This window comes from Variovorax atrisoli (assembly GCF_014195185.1).
Taxonomy (GTDB): domain Bacteria; phylum Pseudomonadota; class Gammaproteobacteria; order Burkholderiales; family Burkholderiaceae_C; genus Variovorax; species Variovorax atrisoli.
Genome location: NZ_JACIBG010000009.1, coordinates 240,412 through 254,551, shown reverse-complemented (window position 1 = coordinate 254,551; position 14,140 = coordinate 240,412). Strand labels below are relative to the sequence as shown.

Annotated in this window: 20 protein-coding genes; 10 read left to right on the top strand and 10 right to left on the bottom strand. The window is 63.7% G+C overall.

All coding sequences use genetic code 11. From position 1 onward, the window contains the following. Window positions 1-36 precede the first annotated feature (36 nt). The 8 genes from FHY06_RS28430 to FHY06_RS28395 form a co-directional block, all read right to left on the bottom strand. The gene (locus FHY06_RS28430) at window positions 37-1,287 is read right to left on the bottom strand and encodes a HEPN domain-containing protein (RefSeq protein ID WP_184607086.1); all 1,251 of its coding nucleotides are present in this window, start codon (window positions 1,285-1,287) and stop codon (window positions 37-39) included. A gap of 30 nt (window positions 1,288-1,317) precedes the next feature. Then, window positions 1,318-1,647: a Mor transcription activator family protein gene (locus FHY06_RS28425; RefSeq protein ID WP_311733742.1), complete on the bottom strand. Its 330-nt coding sequence runs from the start codon at window positions 1,645-1,647 to the stop codon at window positions 1,318-1,320. Continuing rightward, window positions 1,644-3,578, bottom strand: coding sequence for a phage terminase large subunit family protein (locus FHY06_RS28420; protein ID WP_184607085.1), 1,935 nt, complete (start codon window positions 3,576-3,578; stop codon window positions 1,644-1,646). Before FHY06_RS28420 ends, FHY06_RS28425 begins: the two co-directional genes overlap by 4 nt. 5 nt (window positions 3,579-3,583) lie before the next feature. Next, window positions 3,584-4,180, bottom strand: coding sequence for a hypothetical protein (locus FHY06_RS28415; RefSeq protein WP_184607084.1), 597 nt, complete (start codon window positions 4,178-4,180; stop codon window positions 3,584-3,586). Between the two features lie 2 nt (window positions 4,181-4,182). Then, window positions 4,183-4,962 carry a hypothetical protein gene (locus FHY06_RS28410; protein ID WP_184607083.1) on the bottom strand — a complete coding sequence of 260 codons (780 nt, stop codon included), beginning with the start codon at window positions 4,960-4,962 and terminating at the stop codon, window positions 4,183-4,185. Then, entirely contained in the window at window positions 4,952-5,194 is a 243-nt protein-coding gene (locus FHY06_RS28405; protein WP_184607082.1) for a hypothetical protein, read from the bottom strand. The genes FHY06_RS28410 and FHY06_RS28405 overlap by 11 nt, the downstream gene beginning before the upstream one ends. A gap of 287 nt (window positions 5,195-5,481) precedes the next feature. Beyond that, window positions 5,482-7,905, bottom strand: coding sequence for a DUF5906 domain-containing protein (locus FHY06_RS28400; RefSeq protein ID WP_184607081.1), 2,424 nt, complete (start codon window positions 7,903-7,905; stop codon window positions 5,482-5,484). Window positions 7,906-8,068: 163 nt separating this feature from the next. Next, a complete protein-coding gene (locus tag FHY06_RS28395; RefSeq protein WP_184607080.1) occupies window positions 8,069-8,605 on the bottom strand; it encodes a phage regulatory CII family protein in 537 nt (178 codons plus the stop codon). Between the two features lie 29 nt (window positions 8,606-8,634). Between FHY06_RS28395 and FHY06_RS28390 the strand changes: the two genes are divergently transcribed. Continuing rightward, window positions 8,635-8,901 (top strand): hypothetical protein, encoded by a 267-nt coding sequence (locus tag FHY06_RS28390; protein WP_184607079.1) that lies wholly within the window; start codon window positions 8,635-8,637, stop codon window positions 8,899-8,901. A 72-nt stretch (window positions 8,902-8,973) separates the two neighbouring features. Next, window positions 8,974-9,366, top strand: coding sequence for a hypothetical protein (locus tag FHY06_RS28385; protein WP_184607078.1), 393 nt, complete (start codon window positions 8,974-8,976; stop codon window positions 9,364-9,366). Window positions 9,367-9,437: 71 nt separating this feature from the next. Here FHY06_RS28385 and FHY06_RS28380 read toward each other — a convergent pair whose 3' ends face one another. Next, window positions 9,438-9,680 carry a helix-turn-helix domain-containing protein gene (locus FHY06_RS28380; protein ID WP_184607077.1) on the bottom strand — a complete coding sequence of 81 codons (243 nt, stop codon included), beginning with the start codon at window positions 9,678-9,680 and terminating at the stop codon, window positions 9,438-9,440. A gap of 65 nt (window positions 9,681-9,745) precedes the next feature. Between FHY06_RS28380 and FHY06_RS35100 the strand changes: the two genes are divergently transcribed. Continuing rightward, complete coding sequence (locus FHY06_RS35100) at window positions 9,746-10,492, top strand: LexA family transcriptional regulator (RefSeq protein ID WP_184607076.1); 747 nt, start codon at window positions 9,746-9,748, stop codon at window positions 10,490-10,492. Window positions 10,493-10,496: 4 nt separating this feature from the next. On the opposite strand, the gene FHY06_RS28370 is transcribed toward FHY06_RS35100, so the two are convergent. Beyond that, window positions 10,497-11,063, bottom strand: coding sequence for a hypothetical protein (locus FHY06_RS28370; protein WP_184607075.1), 567 nt, complete (start codon window positions 11,061-11,063; stop codon window positions 10,497-10,499). Window positions 11,064-11,221: 158 nt separating this feature from the next. Here FHY06_RS28370 and FHY06_RS28365 point away from each other — a divergent pair, with 158 nt between their 5' ends. The 7 genes from FHY06_RS28365 (at window position 11,222) to FHY06_RS28335 (ending at window position 14,137) form a co-directional block, all read left to right on the top strand. Then, window positions 11,222-11,419 (top strand): hypothetical protein, encoded by a 198-nt coding sequence (locus FHY06_RS28365; RefSeq protein WP_184607074.1) that lies wholly within the window; start codon window positions 11,222-11,224, stop codon window positions 11,417-11,419. Window positions 11,420-11,422: 3 nt separating this feature from the next. Continuing rightward, entirely contained in the window at window positions 11,423-11,776 is a 354-nt protein-coding gene (locus FHY06_RS28360; RefSeq protein ID WP_184607073.1) for a hypothetical protein, read from the top strand. Further along, the gene (locus FHY06_RS28355; RefSeq protein ID WP_184607072.1) at window positions 11,773-12,141 is read left to right on the top strand and encodes a hypothetical protein; all 369 of its coding nucleotides are present in this window, start codon (window positions 11,773-11,775) and stop codon (window positions 12,139-12,141) included. The genes FHY06_RS28360 and FHY06_RS28355 overlap by 4 nt, the downstream gene beginning before the upstream one ends. A 115-nt stretch (window positions 12,142-12,256) precedes the next feature. After that, entirely contained in the window at window positions 12,257-12,541 is a 285-nt protein-coding gene (locus FHY06_RS28350; RefSeq protein ID WP_184607071.1) for a hypothetical protein, read from the top strand. Further along, on the top strand, window positions 12,538-12,921 hold the full coding sequence (locus FHY06_RS28345; protein ID WP_184607070.1) for a hypothetical protein: 384 nt from the start codon (window positions 12,538-12,540) through the stop codon (window positions 12,919-12,921). The genes FHY06_RS28350 and FHY06_RS28345 overlap by 4 nt, the downstream gene beginning before the upstream one ends. Window positions 12,922-12,943: 22 nt before the next feature. After that, window positions 12,944-13,291, top strand: coding sequence for a YfdP family phage-associated protein (locus FHY06_RS28340; RefSeq protein WP_184607069.1), 348 nt, complete (start codon window positions 12,944-12,946; stop codon window positions 13,289-13,291). A gap of 3 nt (window positions 13,292-13,294) precedes the next feature. Further along, the gene (locus FHY06_RS28335) at window positions 13,295-14,137 is read left to right on the top strand and encodes a DUF2303 family protein (RefSeq protein ID WP_184607068.1); all 843 of its coding nucleotides are present in this window, start codon (window positions 13,295-13,297) and stop codon (window positions 14,135-14,137) included. Window positions 14,138-14,140: the final 3 nt, after the last annotated feature.

Below are 14,140 nucleotides of genomic sequence, written 5' to 3'. Positions count from 1 at the left end.
CGAGAGCACAGTCCGGTTTCTAGGGAGGAAAGCGGACTAAAAAGGCTCTACCGGGGTATTCCGACGCGTCGATGCTTCATGCAGCAGGCCCTCTTTATTCAACACCTCAGCACAGAGTGATCGAAGAATTTTCAACTGCTTTCTCTCCTCTAATCCCAACCCGCTAATTCCATTGTGCACAATCTTTGAGCGTGTTTTGTATATCTTTCTAAAAAATTCGATTCTTGCACTTCTATCTTCGGATGAAGTCGCCAACATATAGGCGGCACGATTCGCCAAAACTTCAGTTAACCCTATATCCTCTGCCTTGTCGCCACCCAGAAGTATTTCCACGACAATTGCCAGCTGCATGAAAGACATTACTTCATCGGGATTGGTCAATCCTTCGAAATACCATTTCGCTGCCAAATTCAAATTTGCGGATCGGTGTTTCCCGTCTACCAACTCAAGAACTCTTGTGAAATTCTCGATTCCTCCGAAATCTTTCGGCACCCTTAGCTGCCGCAGATAATCCACATCATTTGAAGCCAAGGAAAATTTGCTAACCAAACCCGCTCCTGCAGAGGAGTCTCCAAAAATTCTCAGCTCTGGATAGTAGGGGCCGTGGCCATATCCCGCGTTGGAAAAAACTTTCGCGGCGATACACTGTCCAAAAAATGAACGTAGTACTTGGACAGCCATGGCCGGGGTTTCGGTTTGAACGCCCTCCTTGACGATGCCATGAACGAATATGTGCAGATGCACATAGTAGGTATCGATTATCACAACGTCATTTTCCGTAAGACCTACGTCATGCACCGAATGATGAGTGCGCTCAACGAGAGGAAAGTTTTGTCGCTCTTCATGCCATGAGCCCACGAGCGCGAAATTTTCTCCAACGTATGCGGGAATGCCTCCCTTGAACATTGCATTTGCCATGAATCTCGGAAATGCAAACGTTACACAGTACTTCTTTGGGAGTGATTCGAAGAATTTCAGAAATTCTTCCGCCAACTCGTGGGGATCGAAACCCGGCAAATCTCTCAGATAGCCCTCGAAGTTTCTATCAATCGCTTCGCCGAATTTCTCATTGAGCAGACTGCCCATCAGCGAAGTTAATCCGTCCTCACCAGCTGCCCGAATGAACTGCTCGCGCGCGTCTGCCGGCAATGCCTTTAGAAAGTCCCGCACCCCTGTTCGAAGCTCATCGTGGTCCAAGTCACCGAACGAGAAGGATTCGCGCTCGAGTGCTGTCTTGAGGATTGAATGGATACGTGATCTCAGCGAGGGGTGAAGCGAAGTTGGCATTGAACTCAATGAGTAGTGGATTTGCAGCCTCTATCGTGCCCGCGTTCGAGAGGCGGGCGCAAGAATTTCATAAATGCGAGTACGGCTGAGTCCATGACGGCGCATCAGGTGCTCGATATTCGCTCCATTAAAGTCGCGCCGGATCGCGGCGTCTCGTTCGCCCTTGCTTGCCGCCGGGATGTAGATTTCTTGCCCGCCAAGACGACGCCGCAAGCCGCGCACCAGTGCCTGAGCAAATACTGTTGCCATCTGCTCGTGCATGCCGATTTCCTCGCGCACGATGCCGATGATGTCGTGCTCAAGTTGAACGGCAGCGTCTTCGGTTTGCCCAGGGGACATGACAAAGGGTAGTTCCGTCACAGGCGCGAACTCCAATCTTCTGAAGCAAAGGATGAGGGCGCAGGTGCCGCCGCGCGGCGCGGCGCCGGCGAAGGCTTGCCTGGGCTAGCAGGCGTACCTGTCCGTGCCGCGGAGTGATCGGCGGTGCCGGCTCGGGCCAGAAGCCGCTCGGCGGCGCGTTGCCAGTCTGCGCCGCTCCAGCGGTGCAGCCGTAGTTCCTGATGGTGGGTCGCCGCGTAGGCGTAGTCCCAGGTGTCGAGCGGTTCGTTGCGTGCACCGCGGCGCTTCTCGAATCGATTCTTGCCCGGGTTGTAGGTCTCGCTCACCAAGCCGGTGAAGTAGCTTGCGTCGAGCTCATCGCTGAAGTGGGTCAGCCGCTGGTCGGCCGCGCGATCGGCGTCGGTGGACAGGCGACCGAACAGCCAGTGCTTGATCGCTACCGTGCCGACCTGATGCGTCATCACACCCCGCTTATCGTTCCGGCCGCGCCAGTCAACATCCGCCATCTTTCCCTTCCCGAGCACCGGTGCGTTGTTGTGCACGGCGCCGTAGATCGCCATCGGACGGCGCGTGAGCCGCTGGCGCACATAGTTTTTGACGGCCTCGGTGCGGTGGCCGCCCATGTCGATCGCAACGGCCTCAACGCGGAGCGTGGCGCCGCAGTCATGAGCGATGGGCTGGTTGAGCAACTCGGTAAGACTGACCCACACCGCATCATCCGCAGGGTCGCCCATGAGTTCGATGTAGTCCAGCACCCAGAAGGCCATCCCCTTTCCCCAACCGACGATCTGCACGGCCAAGCGGTTGTCCTGCGTGTCGACGCCAGCGGTGACGATGACGACGCCCAAGGGGGCATGGCGCAGCCGGTAGGGCTCGGCGCGGTCCGCGATGGCGTTGTGCTTCACGGCGCGCATGGCCGGGTCTTCCCACGCCTCGGCGCGCCTATCGTTGACGAAGGTCTTCAGCTTCGCGAGGTCGCCCTGAGCGTCGAGCCACGCCTGCGCCATCTGCGCCCAACGGGGCCCGAGGGCGAAGCGGTAGTAGAGGAAGTTCGCCCGATACCCCCGCAGTTTCCGGTGCGGGTGCCGGGGCACCCAATGCCCGGCATCAACCATGCGATCCTTGTGGTGCTCATCGATGTCTGCGCCGCATTCCGGGCAGGTCACCCATGCGCGCGTCACCTTGCCGTCCACACCAACGGCCCAGGTGAAGCTCTCCCACGTCAGCGGGAACCGGTGGTCGCAGTGAGGGCAGGGAACGTGATACTGACGCTGGTCGGAATCCTCGTACTTCGCCTCCAGACGTGAGAGGCCCACGATCTGCGGCGTCCCGACCGAGGCGCGCTTCGACGTGGCCGGGAAGGCGCTGGTGCGCCCGTCCATCATGGCATCCGGGTCGTCGCCCGTGGGCAGGCTCGACGCCACGCTGTCGAACTCATCCACGAGCAGCAGCTTCGCCGTGGTGCCCTTGATCCGCTTGTCGTTGCCGGCGTGCTCGAGGTAGAGCTGCCCGCCGGCGAAGTCCTTGAAACCGCGTGTGTTGCTCGAGTTGCGAGAAGCCGTTGTCGTGAGCGCTTCTTCGCAGGCGGGCGTGTCTTCCAGAAGCGGGTTCATCTTCTGATTGATGAACTTGTCGAGCGACACCTCGCCGGGCAGCACCACCATGATCGGGCACGGGTCCTCGCACATGGTGTATCCGAGGACGTTGGTTTCGATTTCGCTCTTGCCAAACTGGATGGGAAGAATCACCACCATCTCGCGCACCGGGCTGCTGGCGCTCATGCAGTCCATCGGCTCGCGCAGCATCGGGTTGCGCGCGGTGACCCACTTGCCCGGCAACGCGCTGCTCTTGCTGCTCAAGATGCGGTTCTGGTCCGCCCACTCCGAGACGGTCATGGGCTTGCGGGGCTGGATGGCGCGCGAGGCGGCCTGGTAGAGGTCTTGTACTTCCATGCGGCCTACCTCCCGACCTTCGCAAGGCTCTCAGCAGCCGTGCTCAAGGCGTGGCGAATCTCGGCGTCGAGCAATGCACGGACCTCGCCTTCGTCCACTTCGGCAGCGAGGGCGGGCGCTAGGCGATGGGCAATGCCTTCAATCGAGGTGCGCAGGATGGTCATGGTTTCGACCAGCGCTGCGCGCACCTCCGCGGCCTCGAGCACTTCCTTCATTCGCGCGCGGTACGCCGCCTCGGCCTCGAGCGCGGCGAAGTGCTCGCGCTTCGCCTTCGCCACCTGGAAGTTGAAGGCAGGCGTGCCCGGCGGGGCCGGCGTCTCAAGCGGCACATCGCCATCGCTGGCGCCATCTGGCGGAGCGATCGGTGCAGCCGCCGGCGCAACGGGCCTGCCGCCACGCTGTGCCGCGTGACGCGCGGCAACGCCCTGGCGGGCCGGGTCTTTGGTTGCTTCAATGCGTGCGATGCTCTCCGCGACCAGCACACGCTTTCCGTCTTCGGTCATCACGAGCCGGCCTTCATCGCGAAGCTGGTAGGCATAGGTCCTGCCGTAGCCCAGGTGCGCCGAGAACTCGGGGATGGTCATCACGTTGGAATCGGCCATGCTCACTCCCCGGCCACCTGACGAATGCGGAAGCGCAAGCGGCGCTGCAGGTACTCGTCGACACCGGACCTTTCCGCGATGGACTCCATGCTCAGACGCGAGCGATAGGCCCCGATGCGCACGAACATCAGCACCGGACGCAGATCGACGCCATGGGTGCCTTGGGCAGCCCAGATACCGGGCGACAGATGGGCCGTAGGGCCGCTGCGAAGTCGGCCATACGCCACGAAGTAGCGCCGCCCGGTTTGCCTCTTCGTGCCGCGGTGCAGGGTTGCCCGGCGCCTCGCCGTCATATTGGCGCTGTAGCCCTGCTCGCCGAAGGCTTGGAAGTACGCGATGAGCTGCACGAGGAACGAGCCGCGCAAATTGCCGCGGGCGTCATCACTGCCCGGGAACGGCACTCGCGGGATGGCCGTCTGGAAGCCGGCCGGCAGGATGCCCGCGCGGCGCAGCGCCACCTCGCTGCGCTTGTCGCGTCTTGCGCCACCGAACTCCTGTGCCTGAAGGATCTGCTGCGGGTCGATGCCCTTGCCGCCGTAGTAGGTCGGCTCGATCGCCACGCTCAACCGTTCGGCGGTTGCCTGGCGCACGAACACGCTGTTCACGACGTAGGGCGTTGGCCGGTCGAACACGCTGCTGATTTCGTTGCGCATCGCTCGCCGGACCTGAAAGCCCGCATCGTTGAGCGCGGCCGCGTAGGCGGTGCGCGCCTGCTTGCCGCTCAGCTTCGCCAGCGTTTCCCGCACCTCGCCAAGACCATCGAGTCTGAGTTCAACCCGCATTGACGCCTCCCTTCTTCGATCCGCCATCGCCGCCGACGGAGGCCAAGCCCTCCGACACCCCTGCGTGCGTGCCGGTCAGCGTGACCTGCAGGCCGCGCAGTCCGGGGAACAGGCCAGCGTCGCGGAGCGAACGCACCAGCGCCTTCAGCTCCGGCCAGCGGTTGACCATCGCCAGGAACTCAGGCGCGTTCGATTCGTTGCAGCGAATCACCCTTTTAACGATTTCACCCATCTCTTCTTTCTTCGTGAGGCATGTGGGGGGAGGTGTGGGGCATGCGAAAACACGTAAGTGCCTGTCAGCATTGGCGTGTGAGGCATGTGAGGCATGTGAGGCACCCAAGCGCCTGCATGCACGCGCCCGCACGCACACACGCCTGTGCATGCGCACACATGGACGAGTGAACCGCAAGTGCCTCACATGCCTCACACCCGTTGATTTCATTGAGTTTTCACGCCTCACGGCATGCCTCACGCATGGCTCACATGCCTCACTGCCGCAGACGGACTGGTGGTGTCGGGTCAATTTGTGGCCTCCCGGTATTCCTTGAGGGCATCGCGAAAGACGACGGCGCGCTCTCCGATCCATTCCGCCTCCGGTTTCCCCGCGGGCAGCTCGTGACCACCTGGCAGGAAGGTGACGCCGGCCGGCCCCTTCTTTCGCTCGCCGATCACGTAGCGCTTCGGCAAGGTCTTCGCGCCGTGCTTGCGCATCAGGGCATTGGAGAACTTCGGCTGGTTGAGCGGTTTGAGGCCGACGCGGTGGCACCACACGCCATAGAGCGCATAGAGGTCCATCGGGAGGACCGGGCTCAGCAGCTTCATGCCCTTGGTGGGGTAGCCCTCCAGCTCGCCGCCTTCGAACGCCGCGTAGAAGCGGCTGGGGCTGTCTCTGCTCAAGTCGATCAGCTCGCGCTTCGCCTCGGTCATCGGAGGCAGGGTGCCTTCGTTGAACTCGCCGAGGTCTAGATGCAGCAGGTAGTCGTGCAGCGCAGCCGAGCCGCCCTCGGCGAGTTCCAGCAGCAGGCCGCGGTAGAAGTCGGGCGCGAGTTTGGAGGGAGTCCAGATCACCGCGTGGCGGCGGTCGTCATCCTCCAGCACCACGGGCATGGCCTCGTTGGAGAGGAACACCATGTTGACGTGGTTGCGTTCGTCGTAGGCCGCCATGTTCTTCGGGTTGATCCGAATCCACTCGCCAGTGATGAACGCCTTCAGCTTGTTTTTTACGTGGTACAGGTCCGAACGTGCGACAACTTCATCCGCGATGAGAAAGAGTTTTCGGCTGGCCCAGTCGTTGAACTTGTCTTCAATTGCGCTCTGATCGATCACGCGGCCGTACCGTCCGTAAATCGCCATAACTGCCTCGAAAAACATGTTCTTGCCGGTGCCCTGTGGGCCGTGCAGCACAAGCGTGGTTTTCATCTTCGCGCCTGGGTGCTGCAGCGGATAGGCGAGCCAGCGCAACACCCAGTTGAAGAGTGCATCAGGCCGGCTGTCGTCGGCGCACATGTGCCGGAGAAGCTGCAGCAGGTTCTCGCATGAACCCGCCTTCGGCACCGTGGGCCAGCCGGCCCACAGGTTGCAATGGATGTTCGGGTCCGTCTCGGCCGGATCGAAGCCCACCTCGGTCACGCGCACGAGCTGCTTCTCGGGGTGCTCGGCCCACGCGCGATGCAGGTCGCGGCTAAGGCATGCATCGCGCATGTCGCCCAGAGCCACGAGAACATGCTCTTGGTGATCGAACACCGTGCCACCCTGCCCGTACACCAGCGCGAACCGCTCGAGCAGTTCGTCGAGCGAGTCGATGGGGCGCAAGGGTGCCAGGCGCGCTGGCGCCCCGTCCCCCTGGGTGTCGGTCGGCGCGGCCTTCGCGCGTTGCGTGCGCCAGCCGAGAGCCAGCAGGCGGGCCTCGATCTGCACGCGAACGACGTGCAGGCCTTCCGCCATGTGCAGGTCGTTGAAGTCGTTGAGCTTGCGCCCTTTTTCCAGCCAGTCGGTGCGCCTCAGTTCCGGGTGCGCCCATTCGGGCTTGACCCATGCGCCGCCGACAGCCATGGCCGCAGTGCTGGCCGCGGTAAGGCCGGCATTCACCGCGCCGTGGTCGTAGCCGCAGTGAGGGCAGCCCGGGCCATCCGGCAGCCACACTCTCTCACGGCACGGCTGCTGCCGGCAGCGTTGCGTGTCATCGTCGTCGGCACAGATGAGCACCTTCGCGAGCTTGTAGCGGCGGTGCAGCTCGGCAGCGACGTGCTGCAGGTTGCCCGCGTCGAACGCTACCGCCACCGGCAGGCCCGTGGCTTCGTGCAGGCTCGCGGCCGTGGCATAGCCCTCGGCGACCAGCACCACGGCGCCGGTGACCATGCCGAGCAGGTGGAAGTGCCCTTTCACCACCAGCCCGCGCGGCCAGTATTCCTTTTCGAGCGCGCTGCCGCGGCGCGCCTTGGCGCGGATCACCTGCAGCCCGTGGATGCGGCCGGCGGTATCCACCATCGGGATCACCATCGAGCCCTGCGGGCTGAACCGCACGCCGTGTGCCCCCACCCCCTTGCGGTGGAGGTAGTCGATGTCGCCCTGCTCGACGCACTGGCGCCAGGCGGCGGTGGCTCGCTCGGCCGCGCGGTCTGCCTCGGCCTGGCGCGCCTGGTCGGCGCGGCGCCGATCGTCGGCCAGGCGCTTGCGCAGCGCCTCGCGTTGGTCCTTGCTCAGCTCGTTGTGCCGCAGCTCGACCTTCGTCGCGTTGTTCTCCGCGCCGCGCCACACACCGAAGCTGCCCACGAGCAGATCGGCGCCGCTGTCCATGCGTACCTCGTGCAGCATGTACCAGCCGCGGCGCTCTTTGCCCTCACCCTCGACGCGGCACCGCCGCATGCGGCCGACTTCGAGCGCGTCGACCAGAAGGCCAGCGGCGCGAAGCTGTCCGAGAACGTCGTCGTAGTTGGACGCCATCAGTAACTTCCGCCCCTTCTACCTACACACCGAATGGGGCTCGAATTACCCTCATCGCACTGCGCCAGGGAGGACCCACGCCCCGGTGATGCCGTTGTGTCAATGCGACACTGACGACTGACACCCGAGGTGCCCTGCCCTTGCACGGGGGGGACGGGGCCGCTCACTGGCCTGCCCCCGCCTCGGCGCGCATGTGCGAACGCAACAGCGCGAGGGTGTGGCCCACGCATGCGATGGCCTCCTGTGCCATGGCCTCGGCCCTGCGCATCTGGTTGCGCGACACGTGCGCATCACCGCGCAGCAGTGCATCACCCACCGCACGACAGAAGTCGGCATGCGCCACCTGCAGGCGAGTGAACGTATCGACCGGATCGCCGCCGGCTTGGTCAGGCGTCGCGCGCGTGCAGGTGTGGCCGAGCGCGTCGGCCATGGCATGCAGCACCGAGTAGTTGCCACTGAAGAGCTGCACGTCGATGAGCTCGCGCGGGTTCGGCTGATGGGTGGTGGTGTTGGGGTTGGCCTTGTGGGTGAGCGTGTTCGGGCTCATGCCCATGCGGCCGGCCAGCCCGACCACGCCACCGGGGTATCCGTGCACGGTGTTGTAGAAGGCATCGAGGATGTCCTGCCCTTCCACTCTGGAGGGGAAGGGCTCTTCGGCGCCGTGGGCAAGGTGGGGGGGAACTGAGACAGTCGCTTTCATGCTGAAAACCTCAAAGGAGAGAGAGCGCAATGCCCAACCCCGAAGCCCTGCCCACAGCAGTCGAGCGGATCGAAGCGGTGGAGAACTTCCTGCAGCAGCTCGTGCTGCTGCTCGAGGTAGAGCCGGACATCACGCGAGAGAACATCGGCGCATGGATGGAGCTGTGCTCGGCCAGCGCACGGGCACACGGCCTGCAGTCGCGGCGCCAGACGCTGGCGATGGAGCACCTGCGCACGCGCGTGCTCGGCCCGTCGCTGGACGTGGAGCGCGTGACGCCTGGGGTATGGCTCTCGTGAGCGCGCGGGCGCCCTTGATCCTTGGAAAATGCGGCTTCCACAACCGCATCAGCACCAAGAGGAGCGCCCTTAATGAAGACCTTCAAGATTGCCCGGCTCGTTCGCGACGGCCGCCAAGACGGGTTCGATCTGGTGATCGAAACGACCGACGGCAGCAACATCGAACTACGAATTCCAGCAGACAAGCTCAACCAGGCAATCGCATCGTTCATCGCCGGGGAGCGCCAACTGTCCAACCGGCCGACACCAAGCGCGCCGCGCGCCAACGAGGCAACAACTGCAATTCCTTTGGAGGTCGAACAGCTTTCTACGAAAGCAGAGACGGCAGACCACGCAATCATCTTTGCGCACTCGGGCCATCTGACTTTGGCGCTTCACATGTCGCCGAGTGCAGTGCAGCCGCTGGCGGAACAAGTTCAAAGAGAAGTCGAGGCGATAGAGGCGGCGGCGCGCACGCGACACTGACCAGCTTCGCGCCTTCGTACTCTGGCAAGCGCACCTCGGCAACGAGGTACACGCGGGCAGGCGAACAAGCACTACGCATGTGCACCTTCCGCACCCAGGCACTCAACTGGCAGCGTGGCGCCGCCGTAGATGTGGTCGTAGTTGAGCCTCAATCCACGGCGAGCAGATGCCGCGATGACCTTCGCCGCCATTTCGGGCGGGATGGTCTGCCCTCGCTCGTAGTTGGCGATGTTGCCCTGCGTGCAGCCAACTTCGTCCGCCAACTCCTGCTGAGTCATTGCGAGCCGACTGCGGATGGTCTTGATGATGCTCATGCCCAAAGTATATCAGCGGCGCTGATGCAAATGTCAAAGCATTTTCATCAGCGGAGGTGATTTGCGTGGAAATCATCACCGGGCATGATCCCGCTGCTATGAATTCCGCAGCACCTCGCAAAGCCACAATCACCGACGAACATCGGAGCGAGGCCAAGCGCCTCAAGGCGATCTGGGACCGGACACAACACCCCAGCCAAGCCGCGTTCGGCGAGAAGTACGAGATCGGCAGTCAAAGTGCCGTTGGCAATTTTCTCAATGGTCTTTCCGCGCTCAGCCTCAAGGCAGCCACGGGGTTCGCCAAGGGGCTGGGGTGTGACATCGCAGACTTCAGCCCTCGCCTCGCTAAGGTGGCGGCCGAGATTTCTGCAATGGTTCAAGGTGACGAAGATGACTTCGTCCACGTGAGCCGCGTCGGAGTGACCTTCTCCAATGGGCGCGGAAAGCTTGTGTTCACCGAGCCGCACAAGGCTCGCCTGGCATTTCGCGCGGACTACCTGCGCAAGCTCGGCGTGAGTCCAAGCAATGCCGTCATCGTCGACTCAGATGGAGAGAGCAACTTTCCAGACATCAAGGATGGAGCGGTGCTGCTCGTGAACCGGGGAGCGACGCAGATTCTGCCGGGCAAGTTCTACGCCTTCCGCGTCGACGGTGAACTCATCATCAAGCCGCTGTTCCCTCAAAAGGACGGAACCATCAAAGCGATTCCGGTCAACCAAGATCGTGAGCTGTATCCCGAGCTGACCATTGGCCCTGATACCGAAGATTTCGAGATGATCGGGCGCGTGATGTGGGCCGCCGGCGCGCTCTAGCCGGTCACCGACATTCGCGCATGCGCTGCACGATTTCGAGCTTCTCTTTCCTCTGAGCATCTGAGAGGGCGATGCTGTTCGCCGAGACCTCGGCATTCTTGATGTCGAACGCACTCGGGCAGCTCCGCGCGCTCTGCACCACTTGCGGCCGGATCGCCTCGACGAACTGGCTGGAATCGACGATTCCGTTGCGGGTGTAGACATAGAACGTGCCGTTTGGGCGTTCGTAGATTCGCTGCTCCTGAAAGCCTGACGCATAGTCGCTCGCATTCACGCGCGATGGGCTACCAAGCGCCGACTGCAGTTGGTTTTGGTTCATGCCGCGCACGGGGTAACTGCCCACGATTCCCGCGTTGATCGCGCTTTGCAGTTCGGCCGGCACATCCACAGCACCAGGCGCCGAAGCAGGCGCCACTTCCCGCAGTCGTGACTGCGTTGCGCCGCCGGCGCAGGGGCGCTCCTGATACTCCGTTTTCCCGTCCACCACGCACTTGAACAACGCCCAGGACGGCACGCTCACCAGCGCTGAGCACGTCATCAGCGCAACCCTCACCAACAGCCTTGCCTGCATCCCTACTCCTTTTTCGCCATCGTATCTGCGGTCAGACGAAGCGGTACGAGAGTATGAGCGGCGCTGTTACAAAAAATAGTTTCGCTGATATCAGTTCCGCTGTTGACTTATGAATCAGCGCCGCTGATACTGCATGCCATCTCAAGACGGAGATGGACATGCCAAACGCTTCTGACCGCAACTACCGCTGCTACTACACGCCCAAGGACGCCCAAGGGCACCTGACCCCATCGGACACCGGCGCCCTGCCCTTCGTGCAGGTTCTCGCCGCCAGCGCCGAGCACGCCTTCATCAACGCGCACCACGTCACCGGCTGCCCGGTGTCCGAGGTCGTGCGCATCGAGCAGGCGGCCTAAGCCATGGCCGCCCGCAAGTCGTCGCGCGCCACAGTGCTCGCGCCCATGTCGGATACCGCCGCCAAGCTGCTGCATCAACTGATGCAAGACGCGGCCGATGCCGCCGCTCCCGCGCCCGGCTCTATCACCTTGAAGCCCGTCATCGGGCTCAAGTACGAGGCCGACTACAGCACCGACCTGAGCTTCTTGGCGTATGGCGAAGGCTTGGTCGACGTGAGGTGGAGAAGGCATCCCTGCAGCGACATGCCGCAATGGATCGGCCACGAAGAGCGGAAGGACGATCAGGGCCGCCGCTGGAACCGAGTGATGTGGGGCATCGTCGATGACTTCGGCACGCTGGTCGAGGTGAGCCCGTGAGCGCCGTGCAGAGCAAGCCGGGGCCGTTCACCGAAATCGAAGCCCACGCACGCCGCATCCATGAGTTGATGTGCGAGGCCAACCTGATCGGAGGCACATCCTCGACGTGCAGTTTCACTGGCTGGACCGCTGACGGTCGCGCCGTGCGCCACACGATTCATGTCAGGGGCTACGAGCGCACAGGCCCGACTGTCGAGAAGGAGCGCGCCGCCCTCGCCAAGGCCGACGAAGAAGGGACATACCAGGGCGTCCGCTGCGCATGCCTACAGACCGGATGCCGCGCAGGCCCCGGATGCCCGCTGTATTCCGTGCACTGTCGGAGCCACATCGCTTTCGTCACCAAGGCGCAGGAGGCCGCATCGTGATGGCCGACCTCATCGCCCAGGGCGCTGCCATCCAGCGCCAGATCGCGGCCTTGCGCCGTCGCTACGCCTTCGCGCGCGCCGCGCGCCTCTCCCTCATTCCTTCGTGGGGCATTGCATGACCCAAGCCACCTACCCCGAGGCCTACTCGCAGCCGCGCGTCATCAACGGCCGCGTGCGCACCTGCCGCCTGATCGAAATCGGCTGCGCCTACACGCCCCCGCCGGGCGACCCGAGTGGCTACGCCACGATCGTGCAGAGCGCCCTGCTCGCACCGCCCACGCGCGGCCAGCGCTTCATGGCCTGGCTCGGCCGTCGCAACGTGATTGAGTTCGCTGTCGCCATCGCGCTGCTCACCGGCGCGGTTGCTGTCGCCCTCGACCTGCTGGTGTTCCGGCCGTGAAGACCAGCGGCGTGTTCTTTCTGCGCGGTCGCCCGTGCAGCTCCCTCATCAACTCTCGCACGAGCGAGCAGTTGCATGGATGGGTGTTGTCGCTGGGCGAGCGCACCAGCGCCCGCGGCGTCGCCTGTTTCACGGCGATCTGGCCGGGCCCCGAGGCCGACCGCTTCATGAAGGAACACCCGCAACTGCGCGCCGGCGACTGCTTGAGCCTCGACCTCGACCGCCTGCACGCCACCGGCAACGAACTGCGCGGCTTCGTCACGCGCTGCGAGTTGGCGCCACCGCGCTGGCCCGAGCCACCGCACACCGAGGGCGCAGAGCGCGCCGTCGGCACCACCGCCGCGCACGCGCCCCAGTCGAGCGCCGGCCCCATCCACTGACCGCCCAGGAGCACATCCGACCGTGAAAGCCTTTTCCCACTTCCTCAACGAACTCAACGAGGGCAGCACGCATGCCGCCCTCACGGCCGACCTCGCCGAGTTGCTGCGCACCGTGCAGACCACCGGCCGCGCCGGCGCGCTCGTGCTGAAGGTCAAGGTGTCGCCCACCACCAAGACCAACAGCGGCCAGGTCGACAAGGTAACGATCACCGCCGACCGCGTGCTGTCGCTGCCGAAGCCCGAGCAGCCGAGCGATTTCTTCTGGCTCACCGAAGACGGTGAGACATCCCGCAACCACCCGCGCCAGCACTCGCTCGAGCTGCGCGACGTGGCCTCCACCACTCCCCCGCAAACCTTCAAGGAAGCCTGATCCATGGATCAACTGGAATCCCTCGCCGTCGAGGAAGTCGCACGCCTCGCCACCGCCGGCCTTGAGCCGAAGCGTGTCGCCAACACCGTGCACCTCGTGGTGCCCGAGCGCTACAAGCACGTCGACATCACGGAACTCGTGCGCCGCGCCGAGCTGGCGCCGCAGCGCAAGAGCGGCACCGTGCAGCTCGGCGACCTCAACAGCCTGCTGCAGTACATGGCGGACCAGGGCGCCCAGGAACTCGGCTACGTGTACGCCGACCCGGAGCGCCGCACCATCACTGCCGTCTTCAACGACCAGAAGGCCGGGCCCGGCTGGCGCGACCACCGCGCGGAGTACACGGCCGCGCTCACGCCCGAGGCCAAGCGCTGGCTCGACAACGACGGCAAGGAACTCGCGCAGATGGAGTTCGCCGAGTTCGTCGAGGACAACCTCGCCGACCTGAACGGTACCGAAGGCGAAACGCTGCTGTCGGTCGCCACCACCATCGTGGCCTCCACCGGCATCAGCTTCTCCAGCGCGCGCCGCCTCGACAACGGGCAGACCCAGCTTCTCTACAGCGAGAACATCGACGCGCGCGCGGGCGAGAACGGCGCGCTGGTGATCCCGAAGACCTTCACGCTCGGCCTGCGCCTGTTCAAGAACGGCGAGGGCTACAAGCTGACCGCGCGGCTGAAGTACCGGCTGCACGGCCAGGCGGTGAAGTTCCGCTACGAGCTCGACCGTCCCGAGAAGGCCCTCGAGGACGCCTTCGCCGGCTACGTCGAGCAGGTGCGCAACGCCAAGGTGGGCGAGGGCGACAGCGCCCGCGCACTCGGCTACACGGTGCTGACGGGAAAGGTCTGACGC

Coding starts and splice junctions, on each gene's coding strand:
- FHY06_RS28385 (WP_184607078.1), top strand. CDS start 8,974: ATGAAGACCTTCAAGATTGCCCGGCTCGTTCGCGACGGCCGCCAAGAC.
- FHY06_RS28405 (WP_184607082.1), bottom strand. CDS start 5,194: ATGGGTGAAATCGTTAAAAGGGTGATTCGCTGCAACGAATCGAACGCG.
- FHY06_RS28350 (WP_184607071.1), top strand. CDS start 12,257: ATGACCCAAGCCACCTACCCCGAGGCCTACTCGCAGCCGCGCGTCATC.
- FHY06_RS28380 (WP_184607077.1), bottom strand. CDS start 9,680: ATGAGCATCATCAAGACCATCCGCAGTCGGCTCGCAATGACTCAGCAG.
- FHY06_RS28365 (WP_184607074.1), top strand. CDS start 11,222: ATGCCAAACGCTTCTGACCGCAACTACCGCTGCTACTACACGCCCAAG.
- FHY06_RS28335 (WP_184607068.1), top strand. CDS start 13,295: ATGGATCAACTGGAATCCCTCGCCGTCGAGGAAGTCGCACGCCTCGCC.
- FHY06_RS28430 (WP_184607086.1), bottom strand. CDS start 1,287: ATGCCAACTTCGCTTCACCCCTCGCTGAGATCACGTATCCATTCAATC.
- FHY06_RS28410 (WP_184607083.1), bottom strand. CDS start 4,962: ATGCGGGTTGAACTCAGACTCGATGGTCTTGGCGAGGTGCGGGAAACG.
- FHY06_RS28420 (WP_184607085.1), bottom strand. CDS start 3,578: ATGGAAGTACAAGACCTCTACCAGGCCGCCTCGCGCGCCATCCAGCCC.
- FHY06_RS28400 (WP_184607081.1), bottom strand. CDS start 7,905: ATGGCGTCCAACTACGACGACGTTCTCGGACAGCTTCGCGCCGCTGGC.
- FHY06_RS28370 (WP_184607075.1), bottom strand. CDS start 11,063: ATGCAGGCAAGGCTGTTGGTGAGGGTTGCGCTGATGACGTGCTCAGCG.
- FHY06_RS28395 (WP_184607080.1), bottom strand. CDS start 8,605: ATGAAAGCGACTGTCTCAGTTCCCCCCCACCTTGCCCACGGCGCCGAA.
- FHY06_RS28390 (WP_184607079.1), top strand. CDS start 8,635: ATGCCCAACCCCGAAGCCCTGCCCACAGCAGTCGAGCGGATCGAAGCG.
- FHY06_RS28360 (WP_184607073.1), top strand. CDS start 11,423: ATGGCCGCCCGCAAGTCGTCGCGCGCCACAGTGCTCGCGCCCATGTCG.
- FHY06_RS28415 (WP_184607084.1), bottom strand. CDS start 4,180: ATGGCCGATTCCAACGTGATGACCATCCCCGAGTTCTCGGCGCACCTG.